At 42.0% G+C, this 20,765-nt stretch carries 24 protein-coding genes and 1 pseudogene; 7 read left to right on the forward strand and 18 right to left on the reverse strand.

The window, feature by feature from the left end; all coding sequences use genetic code 11:
* Nucleotides 1–57: 57 nt before the first annotated feature.
* Entirely contained in the window at nt 58–1,029 is a 972-nt protein-coding gene (pta, locus tag E2R53_RS16965; RefSeq protein ID WP_133312880.1) for a phosphate acetyltransferase, read from the reverse strand.
* Between the two features lie 249 nt (nt 1,030–1,278).
* Between pta and hemQ the strand changes: the two genes are divergently transcribed.
* From hemQ to gerQ, 3 genes and pseudogenes are all read left to right on the forward strand, one after another.
* Nucleotides 1,279–2,022, forward strand: a complete 744-nt coding sequence (gene hemQ, locus E2R53_RS16970) for a hydrogen peroxide-dependent heme synthase (RefSeq protein WP_133312881.1) — start codon at nt 1,279–1,281, stop codon at nt 2,020–2,022.
* A 220-nt stretch (nt 2,023–2,242) separates the two neighbouring features.
* Nucleotides 2,243–2,365: pseudogene (locus tag E2R53_RS23630) on the forward strand (cell wall hydrolase); the annotation flags it as partial.
* A 26-nt stretch (nt 2,366–2,391) separates the two neighbouring features.
* Nucleotides 2,392–2,847: a spore coat protein GerQ gene (gerQ, locus tag E2R53_RS16980; RefSeq protein ID WP_133312882.1), complete on the forward strand. Its 456-nt coding sequence runs from the start codon at nt 2,392–2,394 to the stop codon at nt 2,845–2,847.
* 47 nt (nt 2,848–2,894) lie between these two features.
* Here the strand turns inward: gerQ and E2R53_RS16985 are convergent, their stop codons facing one another.
* The 3 genes from E2R53_RS16985 to E2R53_RS16995 all read right to left on the reverse strand — a co-directional run bounded on the left by E2R53_RS16985 (nt 2,895) and on the right by E2R53_RS16995 (nt 4,244).
* Nucleotides 2,895–3,320, reverse strand: coding sequence for a hypothetical protein (locus E2R53_RS16985; RefSeq protein WP_133312883.1), 426 nt, complete (start codon nt 3,318–3,320; stop codon nt 2,895–2,897).
* Nucleotides 3,321–3,475: 155 nt separating this feature from the next.
* Nucleotides 3,476–3,847, reverse strand: a complete 372-nt coding sequence (locus tag E2R53_RS16990; protein WP_133312884.1) for a DUF423 domain-containing protein — start codon at nt 3,845–3,847, stop codon at nt 3,476–3,478.
* Between the two features lie 115 nt (nt 3,848–3,962).
* Entirely contained in the window at nt 3,963–4,244 is a 282-nt protein-coding gene (locus tag E2R53_RS16995) for a YwdI family protein (protein ID WP_133312885.1), read from the reverse strand.
* A gap of 349 nt (nt 4,245–4,593) precedes the next feature.
* Between E2R53_RS16995 and E2R53_RS17005 the strand changes: the two genes are divergently transcribed.
* Nucleotides 4,594–4,941, forward strand: a complete 348-nt coding sequence (locus E2R53_RS17005) for a general stress protein (RefSeq protein ID WP_133313103.1) — start codon at nt 4,594–4,596, stop codon at nt 4,939–4,941.
* A 165-nt stretch (nt 4,942–5,106) separates the two neighbouring features.
* Here E2R53_RS17005 and E2R53_RS17010 read toward each other — a convergent pair whose 3' ends face one another.
* The 4 genes from E2R53_RS17010 to E2R53_RS17025 form a co-directional block, all read right to left on the reverse strand.
* Nucleotides 5,107–5,778 (reverse strand): uracil-DNA glycosylase, encoded by a 672-nt coding sequence (locus tag E2R53_RS17010; protein WP_133312887.1) that lies wholly within the window; start codon nt 5,776–5,778, stop codon nt 5,107–5,109.
* A 26-nt stretch (nt 5,779–5,804) separates the two neighbouring features.
* Entirely contained in the window at nt 5,805–6,107 is a 303-nt protein-coding gene (locus tag E2R53_RS17015; RefSeq protein ID WP_133312888.1) for an ArsR/SmtB family transcription factor, read from the reverse strand.
* A 17-nt stretch (nt 6,108–6,124) separates the two neighbouring features.
* The gene (locus tag E2R53_RS17020) at nt 6,125–6,889 is read right to left on the reverse strand and encodes an SDR family NAD(P)-dependent oxidoreductase (RefSeq protein WP_133312889.1); all 765 of its coding nucleotides are present in this window, start codon (nt 6,887–6,889) and stop codon (nt 6,125–6,127) included.
* Between the two features lie 102 nt (nt 6,890–6,991).
* Entirely contained in the window at nt 6,992–7,792 is an 801-nt protein-coding gene (locus E2R53_RS17025; RefSeq protein WP_133312890.1) for a glycosyltransferase family 2 protein, read from the reverse strand.
* Nucleotides 7,793–7,957: 165 nt separating this feature from the next.
* Here E2R53_RS17025 and E2R53_RS17030 point away from each other — a divergent pair, with 165 nt between their 5' ends.
* On the forward strand, nt 7,958–8,275 hold the full coding sequence (locus tag E2R53_RS17030; RefSeq protein ID WP_133312891.1) for a general stress protein: 318 nt from the start codon (nt 7,958–7,960) through the stop codon (nt 8,273–8,275).
* 161 nt (nt 8,276–8,436) lie between these two features.
* Nucleotides 8,437–9,084 carry a L,D-transpeptidase gene (locus E2R53_RS23775; RefSeq protein ID WP_353653482.1) on the forward strand — a complete coding sequence of 216 codons (648 nt, stop codon included), beginning with the start codon at nt 8,437–8,439 and terminating at the stop codon, nt 9,082–9,084.
* A 79-nt stretch (nt 9,085–9,163) separates the two neighbouring features.
* Here the strand turns inward: E2R53_RS23775 and E2R53_RS17040 are convergent, their stop codons facing one another.
* Nucleotides 9,164–10,099, reverse strand: a complete 936-nt coding sequence (locus tag E2R53_RS17040) for an SDR family NAD(P)-dependent oxidoreductase (protein ID WP_133312892.1) — start codon at nt 10,097–10,099, stop codon at nt 9,164–9,166.
* A gap of 43 nt (nt 10,100–10,142) precedes the next feature.
* Nucleotides 10,143–10,715, reverse strand: a complete 573-nt coding sequence (locus tag E2R53_RS17045) for a TetR/AcrR family transcriptional regulator (protein ID WP_133312893.1) — start codon at nt 10,713–10,715, stop codon at nt 10,143–10,145.
* A 160-nt stretch (nt 10,716–10,875) separates the two neighbouring features.
* Between E2R53_RS17045 and E2R53_RS17050 the strand changes: the two genes are divergently transcribed.
* Nucleotides 10,876–11,691 (forward strand): bifunctional hydroxymethylpyrimidine kinase/phosphomethylpyrimidine kinase, encoded by an 816-nt coding sequence (locus E2R53_RS17050; RefSeq protein ID WP_133312894.1) that lies wholly within the window; start codon nt 10,876–10,878, stop codon nt 11,689–11,691.
* 323 nt (nt 11,692–12,014) lie between these two features.
* Here the strand turns inward: E2R53_RS17050 and E2R53_RS17055 are convergent, their stop codons facing one another.
* The 8 genes from E2R53_RS17055 to E2R53_RS17090 form a co-directional block, all read right to left on the reverse strand.
* Nucleotides 12,015–13,451, reverse strand: coding sequence for a glycoside hydrolase family 32 protein (locus tag E2R53_RS17055; protein WP_133313105.1), 1,437 nt, complete (start codon nt 13,449–13,451; stop codon nt 12,015–12,017).
* A 16-nt stretch (nt 13,452–13,467) separates the two neighbouring features.
* Nucleotides 13,468–14,418 (reverse strand): aminoimidazole riboside kinase, encoded by a 951-nt coding sequence (locus E2R53_RS17060; RefSeq protein WP_133312895.1) that lies wholly within the window; start codon nt 14,416–14,418, stop codon nt 13,468–13,470.
* A 96-nt stretch (nt 14,419–14,514) separates the two neighbouring features.
* Complete coding sequence (locus E2R53_RS17065) at nt 14,515–15,894, reverse strand: sucrose-specific PTS transporter subunit IIBC (RefSeq protein ID WP_133312896.1); 1,380 nt, start codon at nt 15,892–15,894, stop codon at nt 14,515–14,517.
* Between the two features lie 182 nt (nt 15,895–16,076).
* Nucleotides 16,077–16,898, reverse strand: a complete 822-nt coding sequence (locus E2R53_RS17070; RefSeq protein WP_165971020.1) for a PRD domain-containing protein — start codon at nt 16,896–16,898, stop codon at nt 16,077–16,079.
* 354 nt (nt 16,899–17,252) lie between these two features.
* Nucleotides 17,253–17,783 (reverse strand): chromate transporter, encoded by a 531-nt coding sequence (locus E2R53_RS17075; RefSeq protein WP_133312898.1) that lies wholly within the window; start codon nt 17,781–17,783, stop codon nt 17,253–17,255.
* Nucleotides 17,780–18,346 carry a chromate transporter gene (locus tag E2R53_RS17080; RefSeq protein ID WP_133312899.1) on the reverse strand — a complete coding sequence of 189 codons (567 nt, stop codon included), beginning with the start codon at nt 18,344–18,346 and terminating at the stop codon, nt 17,780–17,782. The genes E2R53_RS17075 and E2R53_RS17080 overlap by 4 nt, the downstream gene beginning before the upstream one ends.
* A 25-nt stretch (nt 18,347–18,371) precedes the next feature.
* A complete protein-coding gene (locus E2R53_RS17085) occupies nt 18,372–19,982 on the reverse strand; it encodes a gamma-glutamyltransferase family protein (RefSeq protein ID WP_133312900.1) in 1,611 nt (536 codons plus the stop codon).
* A 168-nt stretch (nt 19,983–20,150) separates the two neighbouring features.
* Nucleotides 20,151–20,600 (reverse strand): Lrp/AsnC family transcriptional regulator, encoded by a 450-nt coding sequence (locus E2R53_RS17090; RefSeq protein ID WP_133313106.1) that lies wholly within the window; start codon nt 20,598–20,600, stop codon nt 20,151–20,153.
* Nucleotides 20,601–20,765 lie beyond the last annotated feature (165 nt).

A 20,765-nucleotide genomic window follows, 5' to 3' on the forward strand; every position in this document is an offset into this window, starting at 1 on the left:
GAATAAAGAGGCAGAAAAAGAGACAGCCAAAACCCGGCTGTCTCTCCATTCTTACTATTAAACCGCTTGCCCGGCAGTAATCAATGCTAACTTATAAACATCTTCAGCATTACATCCGCGTGAAAGATCGTTCACAGGTGCATTCAATCCTTGAAGAATTGGTCCGACTGCTTCAAAGTTGCCTAAGCGCTGTGCAATTTTGTATCCGATGTTTCCTGCTTCAAGACTTGGGAAAACAAATACGTTTGCATCGCCTTTGATGACTGAATCCGGTGCTTTTGATTTTGCAACAGACGGTACAAATGCAGCGTCAAATTGGAACTCACCATCTAAAACAAGGTTAGGCTCCATTTCTTTTGCGATTTTTACCGCTTCAGCTACGCGCTCTGTTTCAGGTGATTTTGCAGAGCCTTTGGTTGAAAAGCTAAGCATAGCCACTCTTGGTTCGATATCAAACATATCAGCTGTTTTTGCACTTTCGATGGCAATTTCAGCAAGATCCTGGCTGTCTGGTGAAATATTGATTGCACAGTCTGCAAAAACATATTTCTCATCGCCGCGAACCATGATGAAGACGCCGGATGTTTTCTTGATGCCTTCTTTTGTTTTGATGATTTGAAGCGCCGGGCGCACGGTGTCTGCTGTTGAATGAGCTGCACCGCTTACTAAGCCGTGAGCTTGTCCTGTGTATACAAGCATCGTTCCGAAGTAGTTTTCATCAAGCAGAATTTTTTGTGCCTGTTCTTCTGTCGCTTTGCCTTTTCGTCGTTCTACGAAAGATTGAACAAGCTCTTTCATGCCTTCAAATGTTTTTGGATCATAAATATCGACGCCATCTAATGTAAGGTTCAGTTCATTTGCTTTTTTCGTAATATCGTCCTTGCTGCCGACAAGAATAGGCTTAAGGATTCCTTCTCCTGCCAAGCGGTTTGCTGCAGTCAGAATGCGTTCATCCGTTCCTTCAGGAAAAACGATTTTCAGCTCTTTTCCAGTTACTTTTTCTTTTAAAAGAGTAAATAAATCAGACATTAAAAAACCTCCTAATTAGTTAAAAACCATTGCTCTATGTTTAAGGATACTCCACTTACAAGCAAATTCAAACAGCCGCGGACTGATAGAGCGCTTACACCTTAAATTCTTTATTTTCTAAATTGACTAACATCTAAACACATGTACTATCTTTTTAATATGGACAATGAAGGCTGTTTCCATTATGGAATGGACAAACTATGGTATAGTTAAAAGGTATTTAAGTATGATGAAACGGAGTGAACTTATATGAGTGAAGCTGCACAAACGTTAGATGGCTGGTATTGTTTACATGACTTCCGCGCAATGAACTGGGCGCTTTGGAAAACGGTAAGCAGTGACGAGCGTCAAGCAGCAATTTATGAGTTTCAGGGTTTGCTTGAAAAATGGGGCATTGCTGAAGATCAAAAGCAAGGCAGTCAGGCACTATATTCGATTGTCGGACAAAAAGCTGACTTTATGCTGATGATTCTGCGCCCTACTATGGAAGAGTTAAATGTTATTGAAACAGAGTTTAATAAATCGAAGCTTGCTGATTATACTCTTCCTACATATTCCTATGTATCTGTTGTAGAGCTCAGCAACTACTTGCCTTCTGGTGAAGACCCATACCAAAATCCTCAAGTGCTTGCCCGTCTTTATCCATCTCTTCCGGAAGCAAAGCATGTTTGCTTCTATCCGATGGATAAACGCCGCAATGGCGAAGATAACTGGTATATGCTTCCAATGGATGAACGCAAAAGCCTGATGCGCAGCCACGGCATGATTGGCCGCCAATACGCAGGAAAAGTAAAGCAGATCATTACAGGCTCTGTCGGTTTTGATGATTTTGAATGGGGAGTTACGCTATTCTCAGATGACGTGCTACAGTTCAAAAAACTTGTTTATGAAATGCGCTTTGACGAAGTCAGCGCACGCTACGGCGAGTTTGGCACATTCTTTGTAGGAAATATTCTTCCTGCTGATAAATTGTACGGATATTTTCATATTTAATAAAAGATTATTGAAGCTCTTGCCAAAGTCGGCAAGGGCTTTTTTTATGGCATAACACAGCCTTTCCATACATACCTATAAATGAGTGAGATTGAATTTTCTACATCTAGTCACCTTATACAACCAGATGTTTTTTTTCATAAGGCAGGTGATGACATGGGAGTGATTCCCTATACATCAAAGGAAGTGGAGCTGCTTGCACGGCTCGTCCGTGCAGAACCTTTGGTTTTTCAGACCTTCCGGAGAATGTCCGGACACCTCGTATAACCAGCCGAATCCGGGAAGGTTCAAAGCACACTGTTTCTTTCTGCCGACTCGATCAAATTGTCCTGACGTTTATTAAATTTTTTCTACTTAAGGAGGTACAACATGAATTCATCGTTCAATCAGTTTGGAGCAGGCTTCAATCCTTATGGAGCCGGGTACGATTACCGTCAGCAGCAGCCGCAATTTGGATATCCCCAACAGGGCGGCGGCCAGGGGATGCAGGGAATGCAAGGGATGCAGGGCGGCGGCATGCAGCAGACTCCCACTCAGGCACAGGGCGGCATGCTCCCGTTAGAGGAATCGTACATTGAAAATATACTGCGTTTAAATCGAGGGAAAGTAGCAACCATCTATATGACATTTGAAGCCAGCAAAGAGTGGAACTCTAAGATCTTTAAAGGCGTCATCGAAGCCGCAGGGCGAGATCATATTATTTTAAGCGATCAAAAAACATCGAAAAGATACCTTCTGTTAATGGTATATTTAGACTATATTACATTTGATGAGGAAATTGCCTATTATTATCCTTATGATATGGCTTCTTCTCCTCCTAGATAACGCGGCACCGGGCATACATTTAATGTATGCTCTTTTTTATGGATGTCTCATCCCTTCCAGTAGTAGCGTTCATCTTCACCGGGATCCTGATGAGATTCGTCAACCTCACGCTCATTTCTGCTTTGAAACAGGGCAAGTGTTTGCTTTTCAATATCAGAATCGGGTTCAGCTGCTGGCTGTGCTGTCTGAACCTCATTTGCTTTCACAGCATCTATTAGGTGTTCCATCAGAACATTGCGCTTCTCTTGCTGTTTCAATAAAGCTGCGAGACCGAGCAAAAGGCTGCCGGCTGCAAGTAATGTGACGTAGATCGTAAAGGAGGGAATATATTGCCAGATCATTATAGAAGATGGACTCCCGTATTCACCAAGTTCTTCTTTAAGCGATTTAAAAATAAGTGATAGATGATTTAGTGCACCCAGTACACCAGATAAAATCATTAAACTTCCTAAAATCAAAAGTACCTTCTTCACATTACATCCCGCCCTTCTTTTTCCCTATTTTACCATGTATTGTGTGATGAGATTACTAGATTTGCACCGGAAACTCTTTATGTTTTTTCTGCGAAACTTGTCGTTTAATTCGTTCAATCAAAAAAGAGCCCCGCATAGGACTCTCTTTACCCAAATTATAAAAACTTCACAACCGCGATGATCATCATGACCCAGGCAATTAAAAAGGACAGGCCGCCGAGCGGTGTGATCGCACCGAGCACACTGATTTGCGTAACGGTTAAAACGTACAGGCTTCCAGAAAATAAGAGAATGCCGATAAACATGAGCCAGCCGGCCCAAGTCAGCATGCCTGCCTGCGGAAGTTTGTCGATTAAAAAGGCGATTACGAATAAGCCGCCCGCATGAAACATTTGATAGGTGACGCCCGTCTGCCAAATTTTCAAGTATTTTTCAGGTACTTTCCCTTCAAGCCCGTGAGCTCCGAATGCACCTAATCCAACGGCCAGAAAAGCGTTTGCTGCAGCTAGTATTAAAAATAGTTTCACGATTATCTTCTCCTCGATTTTAAAATCAGCCTCTAGTTTTCATCTTACCCTATCATTTACTTAATTCAAGACAGCCAGCGGATTCGTCAACAGATGTTCAAAATTTTTGAAGGATTTAAAAATCAAAAATAGAATCGCCGTTCACGCCGTCCTCTTCTTTTTTCTTGCCCAAATTGGATGTCCCCATCATTTTTTGCAGCTGAAGAGCATCCACTTGATGATGAGAAGGCTGCTGCTTTTGTTCATAGCGTTCTTCCGCCTGCTCTTCCAGCACCAGATCACAAAGTGTTTTCACAGCAAGCAGTCTCTCTCTTACTTCTGAATCACTTGATCCGTGCATCGCACGGTGAATTTCTTTTTCCATTTTCGCAAGGAGCTTTGAAATATGTATATCCATCCTTATCGTTCCTCCATTACTTTCTGTATCGCATCGCACATTATCTTTTCGGTGTGTATTTCAAACAGGATTCACCTGATGATTTTAGCACGGTTACGGAAGGTCTTGCAGCAGATTTAAACCCGTAAGCCTTGCAGCCGTTTGGAAAAGCCCTGTCCCACGTGACATAATAATACGTGCATTTTATACAGTTAATCGGCTGATTCTTCATTTAATATCCTGCCTTTATTATCGTCTTTAAAGCCTATTATATCAAAGTTACAGAACATCGCCTGTAAAAAAAGAGGTTTAACCAGGTACGATTCGTGCTATTTAATGACTAGGAAACCTAAAAGGAGAGTGGATGAAAATGAAACCAGCTGTAAAAGAATATACAAATGACGAATCATTGAAAAATGACGTAATGGTACTGAAAAGTAAAGGTGTCGACAAGCATGACATTTATATTCTCTCACATGATGATGAGCGCACAAACCGTGTAGCAAACAACGCTGAAGCAAATACGATCGGCATCTCTGAATTAGGTCTTGGAAGTGCGGTCGGCAACATTTTCAGCAAAAAGGGCGATGAGCTTCGCACGAAATTAGAGGAAGTCGGATTCAGCTCTGCAGAAGCAGAACGCTACGAAGAAAAGCTTGATGAAGGAAAAATCTTGTTGCTTGTAACAGATCATGAGCGTGTAACGGGCTGGGTTTAATTAGAAAAGCGGAAGCGCCCGGTTAGCTCCGACAGACAGATAAGGATCAGCCAGTGAAGGCGCTTTTTGCCAATACTTTCGGATCCGTTCTGGCCGAGGAGCCTGAGCGATTCCGCTCGCCATCGATGCGCAAAAAGAGGAGGTGCAGTCCGCACCTCCTCTTTTTTATTTTATTTCCCAGTCAATATCCTTCCGGCCCATTTCCTTTAGTGCTTCGTTCGCTCTTGAAAACGGCTTGCTCCCAAAGAACCCTTTTCTGGCGGAAAAAGGACTTGGATGCGGCGATTGAATCACAATATGCTTGTCTGTATCAATCAGTGGTTTCTTTTCTGCTGCATGCTTTCCCCATAATATAAACACAACTGGGAGTTCACGCTCATTCAGAAGTTCAATAATGCGATTTGTGAACGTCTCCCAGCCTTGCCCTTTATGTGAGGCGGCCTGGCCTTTTCTCACCGTCAAAACCGTATTCAATAGCAGCACACCCTGCTTGGCCCACTTTTCAAGTGATCCATGATTTGGAGGATCGTATCCAAGGTCGTCCTTCAATTCAAGAAAAATATTGCGGAGCGATGGCGGGAGTTTGACTCCTTCCTGAACAGAGAAGCTGAGTCCGTGAGCCTGATTTGGTCCATGATATGGATCCTGTCCAAGGATCACGACTTTTACATCTTCATAGGAAGTGAATTGCAGTGCATTAAACAGATTTTCCATATCTGGATAGATAGTCTCTGTTTCATATTCTGTCTTCAGGAATTCTCTCAGCCTCTGATAGTAGGGTTTATCAAATTCCGGCTTGAGCCATGTCCACCAGCCGTCATGAAGCAGCTGTTTCATCTGTTTCCACCCTTTCCGAGGTCTAGTCAAATACAGGTTTCTTCTACTAATGTAATTAATTCTTTCAGCAGGGTAACGGAATCTTCAAGCGCTAATGAATAAAACCTCTTCGTCCCCTGCTGTTCAATGCTTACCAATCCCTGATCCTTCAAAATTTTAAGATGGTGGGAAATGGCTGGTCTTGAAAGCCTGGACTGATCGGCAATTTCATTCACAGTCAGACGTTCTGTTTCTGCTAATAAAAGAATAATATCCTGTCTCGCTGGATCCCCGAGAGCATGGAATAATGGGATGCATGAACGAAATGTATCAATGGCTTGGTCTCCCATTTAGCTTCACACCTTTCTTACGCGCGCTCTTGCGTCTTCCGCACAATGCCTGTTACTGTTTTTCGCGGCATGAATCGTACAGCTGCTGCAAGAATCTTATTTTTAAAGCCTGGAATAATCAGCGTCTGTCCTTTTTTCATCCCTTCATATGCCGCATCAGCAACAGTTTTCACATCCATTACTCCGCTTTTAAAGAGCTTGGATTGTTCAAGGGAGGCACGTTCACTGAAGCCGGTTTTAGTAGGGCCTGGACATAAAACTGAGACTGATACACCAGTGCCTTTCAGTTCATTTTCAATTGCTTCACTAAATGATAACACATAAGCTTTTGTCGCGTAATACACAGCCATTAATGGTCCTGGCTGAAAAGCGGCAGAGGAGGCAACATTTAAAACCTGACCGGATTTTTTTGAAATCATATCAGGCAAAAATAGTTTGGTTAGCAGTGTAATGGATTTAACGTTCAAATCAATCATGTTCAGCTCATCTATTGCGGAAGTGTTTTTAAAATCACCATACAGACCAAAGCCGGCATTGTTCACTAAAACGTCAACATGAATTCTCTCCTCCTGCAATTCCTGAAATAACTCATGAATTTGCTTCATATCACTTAAGTCCTTGGCTTTGACGATTGCTGTCGTATTTTTCAGTTCGCCTGCAAGTTTCATCAGTTTCATTTCGTTTCTTGCCGTCAAGATTAGACGGTATCCATCCTGAGCATACTTATAAGCAAGTTCTCTTCCAATCCCATCTGATGCTCCTGTAATTAACACGGTTTTCATCTATAAAAACTCCCTTATGTTTATTTGTTTAAATGTTTAAACATATAGTATCATAGAGGCTGCTTCTTTGCAAATATAAAAAAACTCCCGCTGCAGCAGGAGTCAGGTGATTCTGGGTATCATCGGCTTTCCGTCCCAGACAAGCAAGCTCAGCGCTTCTCTTGCCTTTAACTCGGGTTCTTCTAATAAAACGAAGAAGTTTTTTTGGGGAAGCTTTCCCAATTGATGCTTCTCACTTAGCTTTTCGAGGTAAGATTGTCTTCTTTCATTAAGAGCTGCGGATTGATGATTACCTGTATCAGAAAAAGCATAAATAACGCTTGCCACAGGAACCCGCTTTACTTGAAATTTTTCTGAAACCCTTAAAAAGAAATCCCAGTCCCAATAATTATGAACCTCAGGATCATAATATCCAATCGACTGATGCACCTCTTTTAGGTACAAACTTCCTGATGGCACAAATGTTGAGAAGCGCCTCATCTCCTTTGCATCATATGTATAGGCGAATAATCTGCGGCTTACGGGCACACGAACGTTATTTTGAACTTCAAACTCGACAATCTCAACATCTGAATAAACAAGATGTGCATCTGTCAGTTCATGCACCATTCTTTCAATATGCTCCGGGGCGAAATAATCATCATCGTCACATAGCATAATAGCATCGCCCTCTGCCTGAAATACTCCGGTATTCCGTGCATGAACATGTCCTGTATTTTCTTCTAGATTAATCATCCGAATCGGCAGATCATCATAAGCAGCTGTTAAAGAGTCTGCCGGTTCTCCTCCGTCGTTCACAATAATAATTTCATGCGGGCGGTATGTTTGACGGGCAATTGATTCCAAAAGCTCAGCAAGAGGGTATAGACGGTTATACGTTACAATAACGACTGAAACACGCAATAGAGATCTCCTCATTTCTTCGTTTATTTCTACTGCTCATTAAAACATAAAAAGGAAAGAATTTCTCTAGGCTGAACCTTTAGACCCATTTATGACATTCTTTGTTTTTAATTTTGTACATTGGGTATTTATTAACTATCAGCACATATAAGGAGAGAGATTAAAATGAAAACATTTGTAGTTGAAAATGGTATTCAAGCAACAGAAAAAATCAATCACCTTGAAGTTGAAGGGTTTGTGAAAGACGATATTTATTTATTCGCACATGACCCGAACCGCTCAAAGCATCTCACTTCCGGTACAAATACTGAAAGTGTCGGCGTATCAGAGCAAGGCATCTTTTCATCAATGAAAAACGTATTCCGTTCACGCGGAGATGAGCTTCGCTCAAAAATGGTATCTCTGGGTTTAACAGAGAATGAAGCAGCTCATATGGAAGAAGAGCTTGATAAAGGCAAAGTAGTTATCGTAGCACACCAATAATTCATACAATCTATATTTCCCCCTACTAATATAGATGTATAGGCGGGTCTCATGTCTAATGAGACCCGCCTTTTTTATATTTCTTGATGGGAATTGTGGAATTATTTAATATTTCATCCCGTCTTATGCTGTGAAAAGAGTTAAAAATGAAGTTCCTTTCATTGTCAGCTTTCGACAAGAAGATTCTACATGTTCCTCAGTCTTTGTCTGTTACTCTTTTCTTGAAATCAGAAAAGCGGAGTTGCCTGTTCAGCTCAGGCATGACAGATAAGAATCCGGCAGAACGTCCGGGTTTGACTTTTCTGGTGCTAAATAAAAGGGGACTAGGGAGAGATAATTCGTTTACCCCGGAAGGAACATTTCCGATTGTAAACAAGATTAAAAATCGTCCTTATTACAAAGACAAGATTCCAGGGGGCGACAGCAGAAATCCACTTGGAGACAGATGGCTCTGTCTTCATGCTCTGGGCACCAATGGAACGACCTATGCCATCCATGGCAACAGCAATCCAAATTCTATCGGAACGTATGCCAGTGCAGGCTGCATTCGTATGCATAATGAAGAATTCCGCTACTTATTCGACCTAGTACACACAGGAACCTCTGTTATCATTCTTCACTCAAACCAATCATTTGAAGCAATAGCTGCCGCAAACAACTATCCAAATACTGTGCCCGCAGATTCAGCACCAGTTGAAGAAGACAAGAAACCGGTCCTCCTGCTGAAGAAGAACCTGCTCCCGAACCTGTTGAAAATCCAAAACCAGCAGCACAGGAACCTGAAGAAGAAGATTCTTTATCCTGTATAAAAAGGAAAATACAAGGCCGTATCTATTTTCCATATATTAACATAAAATAGATGTTTCGTGTCCCCCAAAAACCAGCTGACTAGCTGGTTTTTTGCATGGAGGAAATGACTGCTCTTATCCCCTCGTCATATGGCGTTCTTGGAAGCGGACCAATTTCTTTTTCATATTTGGATCCAGATAAATGAACCGGTTTTTCTGTTAAATACATCATTTCAACCGATTCCCTCATCATTTTGTCGAAAAGACCGATGAAAGAAATCATGCCTTTTTTAACCGATATCACTTTTTTGCTGTAGCCAGTTGCGCCGCGCACCATTTCAACGAACTCTTTTCCAGTCATTGTCCCCGCTCCAGGAATGTTCCAATTTTGCTGATAAGCATGTGGAGTGAGGGCGAGTTCAACCGCAGCTTTCGCACCGTCAGGAGTATAAATATATTCTCTCTCAAGGTCTAAACAACCGACAAATTGAGAGGAGCGATTTTGCAGCATCTGATTAAGCGTATAATGGATATAGGTATTTTCAGCTTTTGGACCATAATAATCCGGAAAATGAAGAATGAGATAAGGAATTCCTGCTGACTTCACCATCTGTTCAAGCTGAAGTCTTATTTTCCCCTTTTTTGTATGCGGGTCCTTGGAGGCAGCTTCAGTGACAGCCTCCGATTGTCTTCCATAGGCGTATATGTTATCTGCAAGTATGAAGCGTGAATTCTCCTGTTTTACAGCCTGCAGCAAGTTTTGCATAATACGCGGGTGTCCATCCGCCCATTCAGGATAAGGAATATTAATGCTGTGAAAAATGAATTCTTTTTTCCTGCATGCCTCTGCTGCTTCATCAGGGTTCATTGCATCACCTGGATGAATCCTCACTTCTTTTATATGGCCAAAAAGTTTTTTTAACTTTTGTTCATTTCTCGCAAAAGCTGTAACCTCAAATCCTCTGCTGACAAGTTCCATTACAAGTGCATAACCCATTCCGCCTGATGCCCCAAAAACAATTGCATTCATTTTCATTCTCCTCCCCTTTATTAACCACCGTTCAATTAAAGACAAAAAATTAAGATAACCCCTTCATTAGAAAAAGAACATGTGCCTTCACCAGAGGCTCCACCTCTTCAAATGTCATCCCTGTCTTGCAATAATGCGTGACAAATCCATGAAGGGACAAAAAGACAGACCAAATGACAGTTGCTGAAAGCTGCTGATCCGATAGCGCGTAAATGGCTTGAGCAAATTTATCGTAGCTCGCATTAGGCTCATGAATCATATAGCTGATAACCTCTTCATCTTTAGTTAAAAACATGAGTTCATATTGGCTTTGATTTCTCAAGCCAAATTCAATGTAGCTCTCTAGTATTTTTTGTGTTTTTTCTTTATTGCTCAGTTCATCTTGGTCCAAAACATTCATCAATTGTTCATCCAGGAGGGTAAAATCTGCTTTAACCAGCGCGTAAAAAAGCTCAGCTTTGTTTTTAAAATGATAGTAGATGGCTCCGTGACTGTAATTCAGCTCTTTGGCGATTTGTCTCATGGAAACGTTCTGATAGCCTTTTTCAGTAAATAATTGGTGCGCAGCATGCATGATGGATTCCCGCGTAAGTTCTTGATCGACTGCTCTTCTTGCTGCCATATGTATCACCGCCCTTTATTTAACCACTGTTCAATAACAGTATATGGGTATCTTATCCATTTTACAACCTATTTCGCATCAATGGCTAACCTTTTTCTAAATTGTTATAATAGCTTTGTAAGATTCGTTTTCAATCACCTGGATGGAGGTACACATACTTATGACAATGAAAAAAGCCTTAACATTTGCTGGATCAGATAGCAGCGGCGGTGCTGGTATTCAGGCAGATTTAAAAACATTTCAAGAGCGCGGAGTATATGGAATGACTGCTTTAACAGTCATTGTAGCGATGGACCCGGCTAATGAATGGCATCATCAAGTATTTCCCGTGGAATTAGATACCATTAAAGCTCAGGCAGCAACCATCGTAGAAGGAATCGGTGTGGATGCCATGAAAACAGGTATGCTTCCAACTGTAGATATCATTAAACTTGCTGCAGAAACGATAAAAAAGAATAACCTTCAAAACGTAGTAGTGGATCCTGTAATGGTATGTAAAGGTGCCGACGAAGTACTGTATCCCGACCTTGCGGATGCCTTGCGCGAAATCCTTACACCGCTTGCCACTGTTGTTACTCCAAACTTATTTGAAGCTGGCCAATTAAGCGGCATCGGAACCATTACAACTGTTGATCAAATGAAGGAAGCGGCAGTCAAAATTTATGATCTGGGCGCTAAATTCGTGCTTGTAAAAGGCGGCGGAAAGCTTCAGCATGAAAAAGCAGTAGACGTTCTTTATGATGGAACAGAATTTCAGATTCTTGAAGGCGAGCGCATCGATACTTCTTATACACACGGTGCAGGCTGCACATATTCAGCTGCGATTACGGCGGAACTTGCAAAAGGTGCCTCAGTTAAAGAAGCCATTTATACAGCTAAACAATTTATTACAGCAGCGATTCGTCATTCCTTCCCTCTTAACGAGTACGTTGGGCCGACAAACCATGCTGCATTGCGTTTATACGAAAGCGAATAAGAAAAGCGGAAGCGCCCGTTTAGCGCAGACATGACAGATAAAGATCCGACAATATAGGCTTTTTTTGCTTTTATTGGCGATTCCGCTCGCCATCGAAGCGCTGAATTTTATCCTTCTTCTCTCTTAAATTGAGCCGGTCCTTGATGACCGGCTTTTTCATTTTTTCTGGATCTGCCTGTTGGAACTGACTTCAAACCTTCCTAGATGATGCACTTTTCCAGCTCATACAATGCTATTATTGTTAAGCAATTATCCTCAAATCGACTATTTTCTTTATTCCTAAATAAAAAAAGCCGCCAATAAATAGGCAGCCATCCATTCTATTACATATCCCATTTCTTCAAATCAAATACTGTTTCTCCCTTGGAAGAAAAAACAATGCTGCGGTCTTCAGCATCTGGGAAGACCCTCGCCGTAAACACTTCTTCACCATTATTTATAAAAATTTCAATCGATGATGCATCTACAAATACTTGAAGCTTGGTCAGCTCTGCCAATCGGCATTTTCTTGATTCAGGCATCCCGTCAGCATAACTGATTCTAGTTAATGTAAACAGCCTGTCTCTGCGTGAATAATGCAATTCAGCATTCTTTTTAATAGAGATTTTAAAAGAGTCTTCTACTTTTATACGATCCATGATCAGTTCATAAACAGCACCCTCTGCTTCATGTATATGAACTTCTTCATTTACTGCCTTTACATTTTCAAGAATCTGTTCATTTTTTCGAAGAGCTTTTAATTCTTCGACAGGCTCCTGCACCAATTTTTCACCTTTTATCGACAATTCCCTCGGAAATGTCATAGTGTGAATCCACTTGTTTGCTATGGTCGGATGCTTGTCCTCATCTTGATCTGGCACACTCATCCAAGCAATTAATAAGCGTCTGCCCTTTTCATCAACAGTCGTTTGCGGAGCATAAAAATCAAAGCCTCTGTCAAGCTCAGTGAACTCACCATGATTTAATTTTGCCGTCTTGTAATCAAGCTCCCCAACAAAGTAGCCTGATTGATAAACGTTCTGATAAAGAATTCCTTTCGGCTCCAAACCTTGAGGAGAAACAATCAGTACATCTTTCCCGTTAAGATGAAACAAGTCAGGACATTCCCACATATAGCCGAACTCATCCAGCATACCGGTTTTAGAACCGGCAGCATCGCCTAGGTACTCCCAATTATAGAGATCCACAGAGGAGAACAGCGCTGCACGGCCGACCAGCTCTTTTGTTTGAGCTCCAACAACCATATACCATTTGCCTTCATGCTCCCACACCTTTGGATCGCGAAAATGTGCCGTATAGCCGTCCGGAAGTTCAACTACAACGCCTTTTTTGTCAAAGTGGATTCCGTCTTCTGAGACGGCAAGGCATTGATAGGTTTCCCTTTCACCATTTTCATCTTTCACATTTCCAGTGTAGAACAGGTGAAGTTTATCAAAAGCTTCAATGGCACTGCCTGAGTAGCAGCCATCCTTTTCATACCACTCGCTTGGAGCAAGAGCAATCGGTTCATGTTTCCAATTCACGAGGTCTCTTGAACTATAATGCCCCCAGAACTTTGCTCCATGTCCTGTTTTAAACGGCATCCATTGATAGAAGAGATGGTAAATCCCCTTCCACTGAATAAAGCCGTTCGGATCGTTAAGAAGTCCGACAGGAGGCATAATATGATGCTTCAGCCGATACGGGTCACTCTCAACCGTTTCCCGGCTTGCCTCAGCCTCTTGATAAGCAGCTTCTTTTAACTCTGAATCACGGTTTATCACGTCCAACTCTCCTTTACGAATTTTGCAGAATGCCTTGAACCTCTTTCAGTGTAGGCAATGCTGTCATGGCTCCTTTAACCGATGCAGCAAGTCCGCCTGAAACACTTGCAAACCGGCCAATGTCCTGTAATTCCTTCTCCGTTAAAGAGGCTAGATTTCCCTCATACTCATTTAATTTATATAAAACACCTGATACGAAAGCATCTCCAGCACCGGTTGTGTCAACTGCATTTACCTGCATTGCATGAATTCTTGCAGTCACATTCTGTGTAAATGCATAGCTTCCTTCGCTCCCGAGTGTGACAAGCAACAATGGAATGTTATAAGCGGAGAGCTTTTCTACCCCTTTTTCAATCGTTGCTTCTCCCGTCAAAAATTCAAGTTCCTCTTCTGAAATCTTGATTAAATCGGCCGATTCAAACATAGAAAGGATGGTTTCACGTGCAGCTTCTTCGTTTTCCCATAAGCTCAATCTTAAATTGGGATCATATGAAACAAGCATTCTGTTCTTTCTGGCAAGCTCAACAGCTCTGATCGTCGCACTTCTAGAAGGCTCGCTGATCATAGAAATCGAACCGTAGTGAAGGATTTTACTGTCTTCAAACAGCGATTCGTTCAGTTCTTCCCTTTTCAAAAACCGGTCTGCACTTGGATTGATATAAAAATCAAACGAACGCTCTCCATTTTCAGCCAATGTAACAAATACAGCACCTGTTTTCGCTTCATCTGACAGCAGCATATGATCTGTATGAACCCCGTAAGAAGCTAAAGTATCTTTTAAAAAAGTCCCGAGCACGTCATTTCCCACTTTTCCAAGAAAAGCTGAATCAGCTCCAAGTCTCGCTAAACCAACTGCAACATTTGCTGGCGCGCCTCCCGGACTTTTTTGATAGATTAACTGATCCGAATCTACTGGTATAAAATCGATTAATGCTTCTCCCAAACTGATAATCCCTTTTTTCATGGATGCAGCTCTCCTCTCGAGTGAAAGAAAAATCAGACATCAAACTGCCTGATTTTTAGTTATAGCTTACTTAATTCTTCTTTTAAATAGCAAGTCCTACTTAGTCTCTTCTTCTTTTAATCCAAGAAGCAGTGTTGCAATGAAGGCACCCGCTACAGCAATGACGAATCCGATCAGATAATTAATGATCGCCGATGTTCCGAATGGAGCAACAATGGCAATCATCGGAATGCCCGTTAATCCATACGCATTTGCGGCAACATTCGTGAAGACAACATATGCGCCGCCAAGTGCTCCGCCAATCATACCTCCAATAAATGGATTTCTGTAGCGTAAGTTGACTCCGAAAATAACCGGCTCGGTAATTCCCAAGAATGCCGAGAATGCTCCAGGCAATGCAATTTCTTTTGTTTTCGCTCGCTTTGTCATGAAGAAAACGGCGAGTCCCGCTCCGCCCTGAGCAACGTTTGCCATTGACCAGATCGGAAGGAGATAGTTCTTCCCAAGATCGGCAAGAAGGCCTGCTTCAATGGCATGAAAGCTGTGATGAACACCTGTCAGTACGATTAAAGAATAGGTTCCTCCAAAGATAAGCCCCGCCATAAAACCAGCTGTATCATATACGTAAGTTAACGTAGTTGTAATCAGAGTTCCTAATCCGCGGCCAATAGGGCCAATAGCAATTAAAGCGATAAAACCTGTTGAGATAATTGTCAAAAATGGTGTGACAAGCAAGTCAATCGAGTTAGGTACAATCTTGCGAAGCCCTTTCTCAATTTTGCTCATCACATATACAGCAAGAAGAATTGGAATAACGGTTCCCTGATAGCCAAGCATCGCGATATCCATTCCCGCAAAGTTCAAATACTCTGGTTTCGCTTCAGCCAGTCCCCACGGATTCAGAAGGGCAGGGTGTGTAAGAATCCCCCCGATAACAGCCCCTAAATAGGGGTTTGCTCCAAACTCGCGGGATGCGCTGACACCAATTAGAATCGGCAGAATGATAAATGCTGCGCTTGAGAACATATCAAGCAAAACAATGAATGGACTGTCTGTACTGACCCACTCAAATGCTTTCATCATTCCAAGCAGACCCATTAATAAACCGCTTGCTACGATTGCCGGAATGATCGGAACGAAAATATTCGACAGTGTTTTTGCAAATCGGGCAAATGGATTCATTTTTTGCTTCACAGCTTCAGCATGCGATACATGATCTGTATCCATCCTTCCGAGCATTGGCTGCAGCTGTTCATAGACTTTATTCACATTCCCTGTACCAAAAATAATTTGAAATTGCCCAGAACTTGCGAATGCGCCTTTAACTCCTTCAACCTCTTCTATTTCCGCTTTATCGGCTTTGCTTTCATCCTGCAAAACCAATCGGAGCCTTGTAGCACAGTGGGTGGCACTGATGATATTTTCTTTTCCGCCGAGCAGCGGAACAATTTTTTCTGCAGCGTCTTTATAATTCATTGTTAATCCTCCTTTAGATAGAAAAAAGACCTAAAACTTATAAAGGTATCATAGACAGAGTTTCTCCATTGATCTCTTTACAAATTTTAGGTCTTGCCTGCATAACCAGTCACAATCCCGGATATCAAGTTTTTTAATCCGCTTTCATTGTATGAGATGAAAGCGTGTGCGTCAAGATTTTTTTAATCGCTTAATCTCTGAATATGAAGAGTAATGTAGCCAATCTCTGATTCTGGAAAATGCAGATTGTATTCCTCGCTTAAATAATCGGCAATCTTTAATGAACATTGATAGGAAAAACTGTATTTTTCCTGAATCAGGCTCAGCATGTCTGTATCCATGACATGAAATTCCTCGTCCTGCTCCAGCCGATTTAAGGCGAATCTAAGGTGAGTCAGCAGACGCTGATAGGAAATGGAATTTTCACTGAGCTTCAGTCCGAAATGTTTTTCTATTATGCTGATTGATTCTTGAATAATGGCCGTATGCTTTAAGGTAACCGTCATATCAGCAGAATCTAATTTCGCAGTATGGATATGGAGGGCAATGTGTCCCGCTTCATCTTCCGGAAGAGTTATGCAAAGCTTTTCCTGCACTTTTCGGATTGCCCATTGTCCAATCTCAAATTCTTTTTTGTAGAGCACTTTAATTTCGTTCAGCAATTTATTTTGAATCTGATAGCCTTGCTGAATTCTTTCTATAGCAAACGACAGATGATCTGTCAGAGCTATGTGAATGTGATCGCTGAGCGGTGACATCAAACAGCCTTCCGCATAGCTGATGATTTCTTCGGCAAGTTCGACGTGATCTTCGGGGACCATTTGCAGCAACTGCTGAAATTTTTCGCTTTCTTCTCTCATCACAAATATTTTTTCAATTTTACCGGCCGGTATAATATCATTTTTGCTTTTTTGAAAAGCAATTCCCGGACCCATTACAATTTTCTCCTGGTGATCATCAAGAACGACTGCAGCATTATTGTTTAAGATTTTATAAATTCTCAAAGGTCCATTCCTTCCTGTGTGCATGATTGTAACACCATCATGCCAAAAATGTCGAAAAAGCTCAAATACCTGTGTATTTTGTAAATCTATGTAAACGTTTTTAAATTTTTTGTAAAATTATTAGATATTCACATGTTATTCCACCATTCGACAACAGTTATCAACAGAAGTTATCAACATATCCACAATTTCTATCCACATTTTGTGTGGGTACAATTGTTCGCCACTATATATACAGAGGAAATACAATTATTCACAGGCCTGTTGATAAGTCTTAAACTATTGTGATTATCTTAAATTTTATCCTTCTCATTAAAAATCCCTCTTTCTTTTTTGAAGAGGGATTGAACCAGGCTATGAAAGGAAAGCTCCTCCATAAACAAGCGCTCCTGCTATGACAAAGGCAGGATGAACGTTCATTTTTTCAAGCAGGACGAAACTAAGGATAAACAGCAGCAGCGTATGCCATATTCCAAAACCAAGAACGGCATTATCCAGGAATTGATAGGTCATTACTCCAAGCATAACCGCGATGACAGGCCTTACCACTGTGGATAGCCTTTTTACCTGAGGCGATTCCTTATACTTCATTAGAACCTTTAAAAGAATCAGCATTAAAATCAGTGAGGGAGCAATAGTGGCAAACAGCCCAACCGCTGCCCCAAGCAAGCCGCCCTCCTGATAGCCGATAAAGCCAGCCATTTTTGTTGCAATCGGGCCAGGGAGTGCGTTTCCAAGTGCCAGTGTTTCACTGAATTCACTGACGGTCTGCCATTCATAACGGTCGACTACTTCTTTTTCAATAAGAGGAATGGAAGCTGGACCTCCCCCATACCCGAGGATGCCAGGCACGAAGAAGGCCAAAAAAATGTGCCAGTAAATCATGAATCCATCCCCTTCTCTTTCTTCCCGCCGCTTTTCCCTTTATAAAAAATAGCCCAAAGCAGCAGAACACCAATTAAAATTCCCGGATGAACGTGGAGAGCCTCCATCAAGAAAAGGGATGCTCCCATAAGGAGAACCGTTTTAAGCAAGCCAAAGGACTGCGATGATTTCTTCGCAAAATCCCATGTAAGAGTAAGCAGCATGACAGCCACGACGGGCAGAACTGCTTGAGACATTCCTCTGACCCATGCTTCACCTTTATAAGCATTTAAGGTTGTCAGCAGCAAAATCATCAAGATTACCGTTGGAAGTGCCGTTGCAATGACAGCATTCAGCATGCCTGCATAGCCGCCGATCCTATATCCGATGTACCCGGCCATTTTCGTTGCAATTGGCCCCGGAAGTGTATTCCCAAGCGCCAGTACATCTGAAAATTCATCATCATTCATCCATTTAAATCTCTCAACTACTTCTCTATGCACAAGCGGAATCGTCGAAGGGCCACCTCCAAATCCAAGCATGCCCGATCTGAAAAATGCGATGAAAATAGTCCACTGTTTCACAAAAAAGTCACCTCGATTTCTTCCCTTACCACGACGCAATCGATCCATCTGCTCTTGGCTCTGTACCTCCAGTAAGCACACCTGTGTCAGGATTCCTCCATATAATCTGTCCGCGTCCAAATTGTCCTGTATCCACTGTCTTTTGGATTTCATGCCCTTTCCGGACTAAAGCTTGTGCAAGATGCGAAGGAAAATGAGGCTCAACAAGCACCTTTTTTCCCTCTATCCATTGCCAGCGCGGTGCATCAAGAGCTGCCTGCGGATGCAGGTGAAAATCAATCGTGTTCATGACTACCTGAAGATGTCCCTGGGGCTGCATATATCCGCCCATCACTCCAAAGGGGCCAACTGCTTGATTATCCTTTGTCAAAAAACCTGGAATAATAGTATGGTAGGTTTTCTTTCCCGGCTTTAATGCATTCGGATGTGCTTCATCGAGAGAAAAATCGTGTCCACGGTTTTGCATGGAGATTCCCGTTCCAGGAATAACAACACCCGAACCAAATCCCATGTAATTGCTCTGGATGAACGAAACCATATTGCCTTCCCCGTCTGCAGCGGCCAAATACACAGTACCGCCTTTTGCAGGCTCATAGGCTTCAGGTAAAATCGCCTCATCCGTTATTTCAGCTCTTCTCAATTCTCCATATTGTTCTGACAAAAGCTCTTCCGCAGTAATCTTCATCTCTTTTGGATCTGTTACATATGCTTTCCCGTCTGTAAAAGCAAGCTTCATCGCTTCAATTTGCTTATGGTATGTATCTGTACTGTCCTTTGCGGTCATTGTATAGCCCTTTACTATATTGAGCCCCAGCAAAGCGACAATCCCCTGGCCATTAGGCGGGATCTCCCATACATCATACCCTTTGTAATGCACCGAAATTGGATCAACCCATTCTGCTTCATAGGAAGCAAGGTCTTCTTTTGATAGAAAACCTCCGTGATTTTCAACAAAGGAACTGATTTTCTCTGCTAATCGTCCGCGGTAGAAGCTTTCTCCATTCGTTTCAGCTATCTCTCTTAATGTAGCTGCATGATCTGCTGAACGCCAGATTTCACCGATTTCAGGGGCCCGCTTGTTTGGTGCAAAAGCAGCAAACCAAGCTTCGAACTCAGGACCTGTTAGAGCCGTTTTGAATTTTTCATAAGCCAGAGCCCAATATTTCCCCAGAATTGGAGTTAAAGGATATCCTTCTTCAGCATATGCGATTGCAGGAGCTAGCACATCTTGAAAAGGCAGACGACCAAAGCGCTTTGATAGCTGTACCCATGCAGCTGGAGCACCTGGTACCGTTATAGGAGTTACTCCATGTACAGGCATTTTTGTGTATCCTTTTGCCTTAACAGCTTCAATGGAGAGCCCCGATGGAGCAGGACCGCTTGCATTTAGGCCATACAGATTTCCGTTTGTCCAAACCAGTGCAAATGCGTCACCACCAATGCCATTAGAGGTTGGTTCAAGAACCGTTAAGGCGGCAGCTGCTGCTATCGCCGCATCGATTGCATTTCCGCCTTTTTTCAGAATATCCAAACCAGCCTGGGCAGCAAGAGGCTGAGAAGTGGCGACCATTCCATTTTTCGCAAATACAGTTTGCCGTTCTGATGGGTATGGATGATTTAAATAATCGAAGTTCATATTTCGGATCTCCTTATAATCATATTGTTTAAAAATTAATTAAGAATCAAACATTTGTTAAGCATCTGACTTTATGAGGTTACCTTTTGTAAAAATTATTCTCTATTTCAGATTATATCTGAATACGTCAAATATTCAATCTATTTAAAGTGCTGAAAGCTGCCTATTTTATAATTTCAGTCCATTTCTGCTCTTAAATCTTCTGAGCAGGATGTGGCTCTCAACTCTAGTGATTCCTTCCAGGGCATAAAGCTCGTGGTTGATGAATTTTTCAAGAGCTGTAAAGTCTTCAACAAGCACGTGCATATGAAGAGTGCTCGGCCCTGTCATTTGATAGCAGCTGGCCACCTTAGGATTGTCTGCGAGCGTTTCTGCAACCTCTACTAAAAAGGCAGGCTCACAATCCACTTCAAAAAATGCAGATACAGCTCTGCCAACCTTCTCTGAATTTACGACAACAGTAAACCTTTCAATGACACCCTCACTTATTAATTGATTGACTCTTTCCCTAACTGACACTCGGGAAAGCTCTAGTTCTTTTCCAATATCCACATACGACATGCGGCCATTTTCCGTCAGCAATTTAATGATTTTCCTGTCAATCTCATCTATTTTCAATTTCCCCACCACTTTCTTCAGAAGCAATATACACCCTCCAAATAATAGTTTCATTATAATCTTAGCAACTAGTGAAGAAAAGTGTTTCAAATGTAATCGTTTCTCAAGTACAACGTTCCACGTGAAACAAAAACCAACAAAAAAAGACCATTTAAGGTCTTTTTC

This window comes from Peribacillus frigoritolerans (assembly GCF_004358755.1).
Lineage (GTDB): Bacteria > Bacillota > Bacilli > Bacillales > Bacillaceae > Bacillus_P.

Excerpts from the sequence above, each read along its gene's own strand:
- pta (WP_133312880.1), bottom strand. The coding sequence starts at position 1,029 with ATGTCTGATTTATTTACTCTTTTAAAAGAAAAAGTAACTGGAAAAGAG.
- hemQ (WP_133312881.1), top strand. The coding sequence starts at position 1,279 with ATGAGTGAAGCTGCACAAACGTTAGATGGCTGGTATTGTTTACATGAC.
- gerQ (WP_133312882.1), top strand. The coding sequence starts at position 2,392 with ATGAATTCATCGTTCAATCAGTTTGGAGCAGGCTTCAATCCTTATGGA.
- E2R53_RS16995 (WP_133312885.1), bottom strand. The coding sequence starts at position 4,244 with ATGGATATACATATTTCAAAGCTCCTTGCGAAAATGGAAAAAGAAATT.
- E2R53_RS17005 (WP_133313103.1), top strand. The coding sequence starts at position 4,594 with ATGAAACCAGCTGTAAAAGAATATACAAATGACGAATCATTGAAAAAT.
- E2R53_RS17010 (WP_133312887.1), bottom strand. The coding sequence starts at position 5,778 with ATGAAACAGCTGCTTCATGACGGCTGGTGGACATGGCTCAAGCCGGAA.
- E2R53_RS17015 (WP_133312888.1), bottom strand. The coding sequence starts at position 6,107 with ATGGGAGACCAAGCCATTGATACATTTCGTTCATGCATCCCATTATTC.
- E2R53_RS17020 (WP_133312889.1), bottom strand. The coding sequence starts at position 6,889 with ATGAAAACCGTGTTAATTACAGGAGCATCAGATGGGATTGGAAGAGAA.
- E2R53_RS17030 (WP_133312891.1), top strand. The coding sequence starts at position 7,958 with ATGAAAACATTTGTAGTTGAAAATGGTATTCAAGCAACAGAAAAAATC.
- E2R53_RS17040 (WP_133312892.1), bottom strand. The coding sequence starts at position 10,099 with ATGAAAATGAATGCAATTGTTTTTGGGGCATCAGGCGGAATGGGTTAT.
- E2R53_RS17045 (WP_133312893.1), bottom strand. The coding sequence starts at position 10,715 with ATGGCAGCAAGAAGAGCAGTCGATCAAGAACTTACGCGGGAATCCATC.
- E2R53_RS17050 (WP_133312894.1), top strand. The coding sequence starts at position 10,876 with ATGACAATGAAAAAAGCCTTAACATTTGCTGGATCAGATAGCAGCGGC.
- E2R53_RS17060 (WP_133312895.1), bottom strand. The coding sequence starts at position 14,418 with ATGAAAAAAGGGATTATCAGTTTGGGAGAAGCATTAATCGATTTTATA.
- E2R53_RS17065 (WP_133312896.1), bottom strand. The coding sequence starts at position 15,894 with ATGAATTATAAAGACGCTGCAGAAAAAATTGTTCCGCTGCTCGGCGGA.
- E2R53_RS17075 (WP_133312898.1), bottom strand. The coding sequence starts at position 17,783 with ATGATTTACTGGCACATTTTTTTGGCCTTCTTCGTGCCTGGCATCCTC.
- E2R53_RS17085 (WP_133312900.1), bottom strand. The coding sequence starts at position 19,982 with ATGAACTTCGATTATTTAAATCATCCATACCCATCAGAACGGCAAACT.